At 53.6% G+C, this 6,464-nt stretch carries 9 protein-coding genes; 1 reads left to right on the top strand and 8 read right to left on the bottom strand.

Features of this window, described 5'->3' with window-relative positions; translation table 11 throughout:
- The 3 genes from EBL85_RS17290 to EBL85_RS16335 form a co-directional block, all read right to left on the bottom strand.
- Positions 1 to 856: hypothetical protein (locus EBL85_RS17290; RefSeq protein WP_190288113.1), on the bottom strand; the 856-nt coding region annotated here is incomplete at its 3' end.
- A 276-nt stretch (positions 857 to 1,132) separates the two neighbouring features.
- Complete coding sequence (locus EBL85_RS17285) at positions 1,133 to 1,270, bottom strand: hypothetical protein (RefSeq protein ID WP_190288112.1); 138 nt, start codon at positions 1,268 to 1,270, stop codon at positions 1,133 to 1,135.
- 74 nt (positions 1,271 to 1,344) lie between these two features.
- A complete protein-coding gene (locus EBL85_RS16335) occupies positions 1,345 to 1,665 on the bottom strand; it encodes a hypothetical protein (protein ID WP_123143460.1) in 321 nt (106 codons plus the stop codon).
- Positions 1,666 to 1,775: 110 nt separating this feature from the next.
- On the opposite strand from EBL85_RS16335, the gene EBL85_RS17650 reads away from it, so the two are divergent.
- Positions 1,776 to 1,976 (top strand): ribbon-helix-helix domain-containing protein, encoded by a 201-nt coding sequence (locus EBL85_RS17650; protein WP_123143459.1) that lies wholly within the window; start codon positions 1,776 to 1,778, stop codon positions 1,974 to 1,976.
- Here the strand turns inward: EBL85_RS17650 and EBL85_RS17280 are convergent.
- From EBL85_RS17280 to EBL85_RS17275, 5 genes are all read right to left on the bottom strand, one after another.
- On the bottom strand, positions 1,906 to 2,718 hold the full coding sequence (locus EBL85_RS17280) for a protein rep (protein ID WP_223806181.1): 813 nt from the start codon (positions 2,716 to 2,718) through the stop codon (positions 1,906 to 1,908). The two genes, EBL85_RS17650 and EBL85_RS17280, sit on opposite strands and share 71 nt — an antisense overlap.
- 1,125 nt (positions 2,719 to 3,843) lie before the next feature.
- On the bottom strand, positions 3,844 to 4,359 hold the full coding sequence (locus EBL85_RS16320) for a helix-hairpin-helix domain-containing protein (RefSeq protein WP_123143457.1): 516 nt from the start codon (positions 4,357 to 4,359) through the stop codon (positions 3,844 to 3,846).
- Positions 4,360 to 4,452: 93 nt separating this feature from the next.
- Positions 4,453 to 5,676, bottom strand: a complete 1,224-nt coding sequence (locus tag EBL85_RS16315; protein WP_123143456.1) for a zonular occludens toxin domain-containing protein — start codon at positions 5,674 to 5,676, stop codon at positions 4,453 to 4,455.
- Between the two features lie 3 nt (positions 5,677 to 5,679).
- A complete protein-coding gene (locus EBL85_RS17130; protein WP_148040575.1) occupies positions 5,680 to 5,994 on the bottom strand; it encodes a hypothetical protein in 315 nt (104 codons plus the stop codon).
- Positions 5,995 to 6,268: 274 nt separating this feature from the next.
- Positions 6,269 to 6,464: hypothetical protein (locus tag EBL85_RS17275; protein ID WP_190288110.1), on the bottom strand; the 196-nt coding region annotated here is incomplete at its 5' end.

The raw sequence follows: 6,464 nt of genomic DNA, 5'->3' as shown, positions 1-6,464 counted from the left end.
CATCGCCGCCGGGGTCATCGCCGCCGGGGTCATCGCCGCCGGGGTCATCGCCGCCGGGGTCATCGCCGCCGGGGTCATCGCCGCCGGGGTCATCGCCGCCGGGGTCATCGCCGCCGGGGTCATCGCCACCGGGGTCATCGCCACCGGGGTCATCGCCGCCGGGGTCATCGCCGCCGGGGTCATCGCCGCCGGGGTCATCGCCGCCGGGATCGTCGCCACCCGGATTCATGATGTCGTCGTAATCGCCGCGGACCTCATAATCAACGTAAACCCAGCATCGGTTCTGCTCATCAACCGACGTGTCCACGATATATTGCTGACACAGCAATTCAGGATCGTCAGGAACAATGATGCGGTCTTTGTAGTTGTGACACTGACCGATCTCGCTTGTAACGGCCAGCTCAATCCATTCCGACGGCAATTCAGTACAGGGATCGGGAATACATTCGCGAGTCTCATAATTAAGAATATGCCCCTGAGGGCAACCGCAGACGCCAGACCAGCGATCTAAAATCGTCGAACAGGGAGGACGGCAATACGCGCGATTGGCGCAGATATCGCCATAGGGGACGCCCACGTCACACGACGCTACAGCCACGTTAACGTGATGGCTGGGAATGCCATACGGATTATCGCCAGCCTCAACACAAACCTCGGCCCACTCCTGGTCTGTGCCAACATCGCCCTTGGTGAGCAAGTTAACGATGTACTGATCGTATTTCGATCTCCAGCCGGTACGCGTGACATCGGCACGCACGTGAAGTGGGTCCATCGGCTCAAACTGCGCATAGGCCAGATCCGGCAACACCGAAAGCATAGAAGTCAGCAGCAGAGCCGACGCGATAAAAGCGCGCATCACCACAACCCCCATACCAGCATCAAGGCGGCCAAAATGCCCGAGAAAAACAGGATCAATTCAACGAGAGAAGCAACCTCAATCATCACTAGAACCCCCGCGCAATATCAACTCGAGCAAAAGACGAGCAGCCCACACAGGCACAAAAAGCATACACCCAACCTGAAAACCTGCTATCACCGCCGCCGTATAATTCGAGTAATCCGCATCCATAAAACACCCACGCACAAAAAAGGGGGCTAATAGCCCCCTGTAGAAAACACAGATGCGATAGGATCAGCGCCCAATGAAACCGAGAAGGATCTTAGCCCCGCGCTTGGCGACCAGCAAACCCGCAATCGCCACCGCGATCGTACCGATACCCGTCAGCACAGCCGACCAATCCACAGCCGCAGTGATCGTCGTGTAATCCATCGTTCCATCTCCTCTTTTACGATCCCTAAAAAATGTCGCCGCATTCGCGGGGATCTGCGCGAACACTTCAAGACTTACGCTGCCATTTTCATGGCATTTTGAATCACGCCCACGAGATCGAATTCTTCGATCACATCCAACGCCACAACAGTCAACACCGCTTTGTTCCCAGCCCCCGGACGAGAGCCGAAATCGAGATCACAGACACACGGCACACGACCGCGCAAATCTGACATCAGATCCAGAGATGCAGAAATCTTCGTGGGCTTCTGGCCCAACTCTCCATCCCGATACTGGTTCAGGTACCAGATCGAGAGCCCGCGCCGAGATTCGCCGGTGCGCTCGTCTTGCATTTCCCACGGGTCCACCGACAACACCAACACACGATCCGCCATGATCCACTCCCGTTTTAACTGTCCCCATAGATATGAAATGCATCCGGTGGGGCTACCCGGTGCATAATGATTGTGAAACATTCACACCCTTAGCGCAATATGATTAGGGGATGAAAATTCGAACATCCCTCGCGCTCGACGAAAACCTTATAAAAATCCTCGACTTAGAGGCTAAAAAATTAGGGCTCAGTCGATCCGCATACGTGCAAATGCTGCTCTCAAGCCGACACGGATGCCCCCTCATCCACCGCGGCGACGATCATCAATGCCCCTGTAATGAGCCAACATCGCCGAAATCCCGGCCAGATTAGCCCGATCAGCCAAATCTAAAACATCGGCATGGAGGCCGTACCGACACACTAATACCCAGTCCTCCACCGATATAGACCCCAACAGTTCCGCCGACTCATCGAGCGAAGACGCATGCTCTTCGTCTGACACATCACTAACACCAAAACGATCCTTAAGACCAGGACTCCAAAAAAGCTGCCGCCGCCCTTTGATACTACGGGCATAATCCCGCCACAGACTCGCCGCTCTATCTCGAGACGAATCATCCAAATCATCAGAAACAACGTCATCCAAAAGTTGCATTGGCGACCGACTCGAACCACGTCCGGCCTTGATATGACCCTTCACCAACTCTTGATCTAGTCCCCACTTCGCGGCATACCGTCCGGCCTCCATACCGTCCCGCACATCCAATCCACGTTTAAGCGACGGCTCGCCCAGTCCCGACCGTAAACACGCCGACCTCCAGCGCCGGTAAAGCTCAGCCTTCAACAGCGCGCGATCTCCACCGCCAGAGACAAAAATCAACTCGTGAATATGAGGATGCCAACCGTTGGCCTCACCATGCGTGATCTCAAATGCCTGTATACCGCCAATCCAACCGTAACGCGCTCGCAATGCCGAAAATGCCTTCCCCCCACGCATCAACCGACGAGCATTCGCCAACGATGCAAGAGTTTCTTTCAAATTGTCATGACGCCCGTGAGAAAACGTATACGTCAACAACCAGACAGAACCACCCTCTCGCCCCCATTCAGACATCGCATGCAAGACCTCATGCCGCCGACGCTCAGAAATTTTCGCGGCGCAAACAGCGCAGAGCCAGACGGACCCACAAACCATCAAATTTTTGAAATGCGCCCGCCCATGCTCCAGAGAACGCCATATCTCCACCTCTACAGCATCTCTCGCCAGGACATGATGACAACAACGAACCCGATGCCGCGTCGGCAACAAGCGACGTGCAGTCGCCAACCGCAGATAGCGGCGAACGCGGACAAGGGACAAATCCTCAACAATCCGATACTCAGTCCCGCGACGCTCCAAACACAGCAACTCGCCTGTCTCTACGTCCTCAACTGTCTGACGCGCCCTGTCCGGCACTGACGCGCCTAAATCACTGATATTCTTAGAGGTGGGAAGAGGATTTCGTATACATACCAAGGGCGGCTCCGCCGCCGCTGGAGACGGCCTCTCCGCAGGCTGCGAGGCAGTCTCCAGCGGCGGCACGGAACCGCCAAAGGAACGATCCTCATCCACGCCTAGCCCTAGCTGTTCGACTCGTCCATACTCGCTCATGCCGATCCCATCCATTCCAGTCCCGATCGGTAAGGCGGACGTGGCCAGACGTCCGCCTAACTTTTTCTAACATAGTGTGAATCTTTCACACCATCGCTGCTGAAAGATCCTCGCAAGGTTTGTCCAAAAACGGGCAAACGCTCCCTCTCCCTGAGACCTCATCTCGCCGTTTTTCACCGGAGCTTCGTCACTGCGTTCCTCAGATTATTTGATTTTTGAATCAGTAATCTTTGAGCCCCAAAAGCGGTCTTCAGGGAGTGAATTGCTTACACATCGCCCAATGAAACGAGCACTGATAGACGTCACTTTGTTCCGTCGTCCACGGTCAGCGGCTCAATGTCAGACGGAGACCCATACCGATCGCGATAAACATGGTGCTCATCGCAATCAGCAACCAACCCCATCTGACACAAAACATCTCGCTCCCACGAACCAGGACGACGAGACCCATCAGCAACACACTGCACCAAATACTCCAACAGCTCATCAACAGAACCAATACGATTAGGAGCACCACAGGAACGATGCAACTGCACCAAATACTCCAACTCACTCAACAAGTGCTCAGGCAAAGAGAACTGAGACATATCACACTCCCACAGAAGACGAGTGATAGTGAGCGCTCGACAAGGAATGACCCACACGAGAAAGGCCCGATTCAATGTCGGCTACTGTCCGCTTACCCACACCCGGAATCTGTAGCAGACGCACAATATCAATATCAATCAAGTCCTTCACTGTATCCACTCCAGCTGCTTGCAACACGGCCACTGTCCGCTGCTGCAAACCAAGAGCCGAAATAGAGTTTTGACTTGAATTCAATTCAGGGGACAAAACACGATCCACGCTATAAAGAATACGAGCATGATTACCACCAACCTTCTTACCAACGTAAACGCGCTCGATGTCCTTCATAATCGCATTCACAGAGCGATAGTGTTTCCGACCCCCGCGAGCATTCATAACCATGCACCATGAATCGGAATCATCAGATGGGTCGACATATGACACATACAGATAATACCCATCATCAACAGGCTGAATAAGCCAGCCCCAAGGCACGCACACCATACGAGCAAAATTCGAAATTGTGTTACCGGTCATCGTCTTTTTACTCCACTGTTATCTACAACCACAACCAAATGTTAGGACAAAAAGCCGAAAACGTCAACACAAAAAGCATAATTTGCAAAATCATTACTGAGAAACTGTTCCACGTGGAACAATGCGAGGCGCAGAAGCAATCACCTCCTCATCCCGAATAGCCGACAGAAAACCGGGCTCTATGCCAGACGCCGGATCAGGAACGCGAACATCGACAGCATCACTGTCAGGATCAACCGCAGCCCAGACATCAACAGTACGACCTGTATGCTCAGACGCCCACTCGTCGCCATCAACACGACACCAGCGTTCACCGCTCCGCAACTCACAATCCACATCACGCAAAAAGCGGCGATCCTGGCCGCGAGTCAAAATGACACGATTAGAACCAGATGTCGGCCCAGTGTGCAGCTCCACATATGCACTCAACCGCCAATCACTCAGAGAGCGTTCCTCCGACTGCTCAACCTGCTGGACCTGCTGGACCTGCTGGACCTGCTGGACCTGCTCGACCTGCTGGACCTGCTGGACCTGCTCGACCTGCTGGACCTGCTGGACCTGCTGGACCTGCTCGACCTGCTCAGACCCCAAGAAGAAATCCACATGCGATAGCGCATACCAAATCGCCAGTAACGAGAATACAGGACCAGCAAGAGATGCCTTCATCTTCCAATCCCACACAGACGAATCCTTGTCCGCTCGCAACTCCTTAACGTCAACAACGTCCGCATCCGCTTGAGTGTGCGAAACATACAACGCCGTATAACAATCCTGATACTTCCCGACATATCCACGGATATGCATCCGCTTTAGAGGGCGCGCAGTATCTTGCCAGCCCTGATAAACATCGCAACGATAACGACGTTCAGCGCCTACAGCGTCTAGCTTCATAATCACATAGGTCTTATCGACCTTGCTTCGAATGAAAGCTGCAATGTCTGTAGATCCCTGCGAAATCAACACTATCTCCATAGACAGCATCGCATCACCCACAGGCCCCACACGATGACGATGCATAGCAATCCATTCTCGAGCCCTAGGATTGACGGTGCTGGCTTTAACGCCAGATGGAAAAACCGAACCCACCTCATCGAGAACAACCAAACAACCATGAGGAAATGAATCCCAAACATCGGGATCATCAACATCAATGCCACCAATATCGGCAGCAGGATAACGCTTCAAAATCTCATCGTGATCTAGCGGAATATTCGTACGAATAGGCCGACCAACATCCAGCGCAGGCACAATAGTCAACGCCACAGCGCTATAGCTCTTCCCAGCACCCGGAGCCCCAGTCAACAAGGTAATAGCCATGTCTCACCCAATCACAGGAATACGACGGATAAGAAAACGGATCAAATAAGCCGAACCGATTACACTTAGCCCCCACTCAAATTGACCCACAGATACCAAATAAACCACACCCGGAGGAATGTTTGAAAAAACGCTTCCAGCCGAAACCAAAAAATCAGGAACCGGAAGGGCCTCAATCAAAGAGGCTAAAGCCTCAAGCAATCCACTATAAGCCCACTGAATAACATCCTGAATCAACCCAAGAAACCATTCTGTAACGGCTTCCCAAAAAGCCAAAAGCCAATCCAGAAACGATTGAAGAAGCCGCGTCAAATCCATAACACCCCACCCCCTTATGCACTAGCCAGAATTCGATAACCCACCAACACCCAAAGCGCCATGAACGCAGCAGACAACGCAGGACGAATCGTCTCGAACACAGAACAGACGAAATCCGTCCTAATCGTCGTACCCCAGACACCCAAATTGATAGAGACGTCTAACGGACACGCACCCGCAGACGGAAACGACTCACCGATATCAGCAATAGCAGACAATAACGGAGCATCACGCACCCGAGCCATAAACGCCTCAGATGAATCCGAAAACGTCGCTACATCGTCAATACGCGCACCCTCAAAGGACGGCTCAGAAACAACGCCATCACCCAATAAAGAGCCAACATCGCCGCCGGGGTCATCGCCGCCGGGGTCATCGCCGCCGGGGTCATCGCCGCCGGGGTCATCGCCGCCGGGGTCATCGCCGCCGGGGTCATCGCCGCCGGGGTCATCGCCGCCGGGGTCATCGCC

Source organism: Marichromatium sp. AB32 (assembly GCF_003718675.1).
GTDB classification, from domain to species: domain Bacteria; phylum Pseudomonadota; class Gammaproteobacteria; order Chromatiales; family Chromatiaceae; genus Marichromatium; species Marichromatium gracile.
Note: the sequence above shows the minus strand (reverse complement) of the source record. Positions and strands in the feature narration are given on the sequence as shown.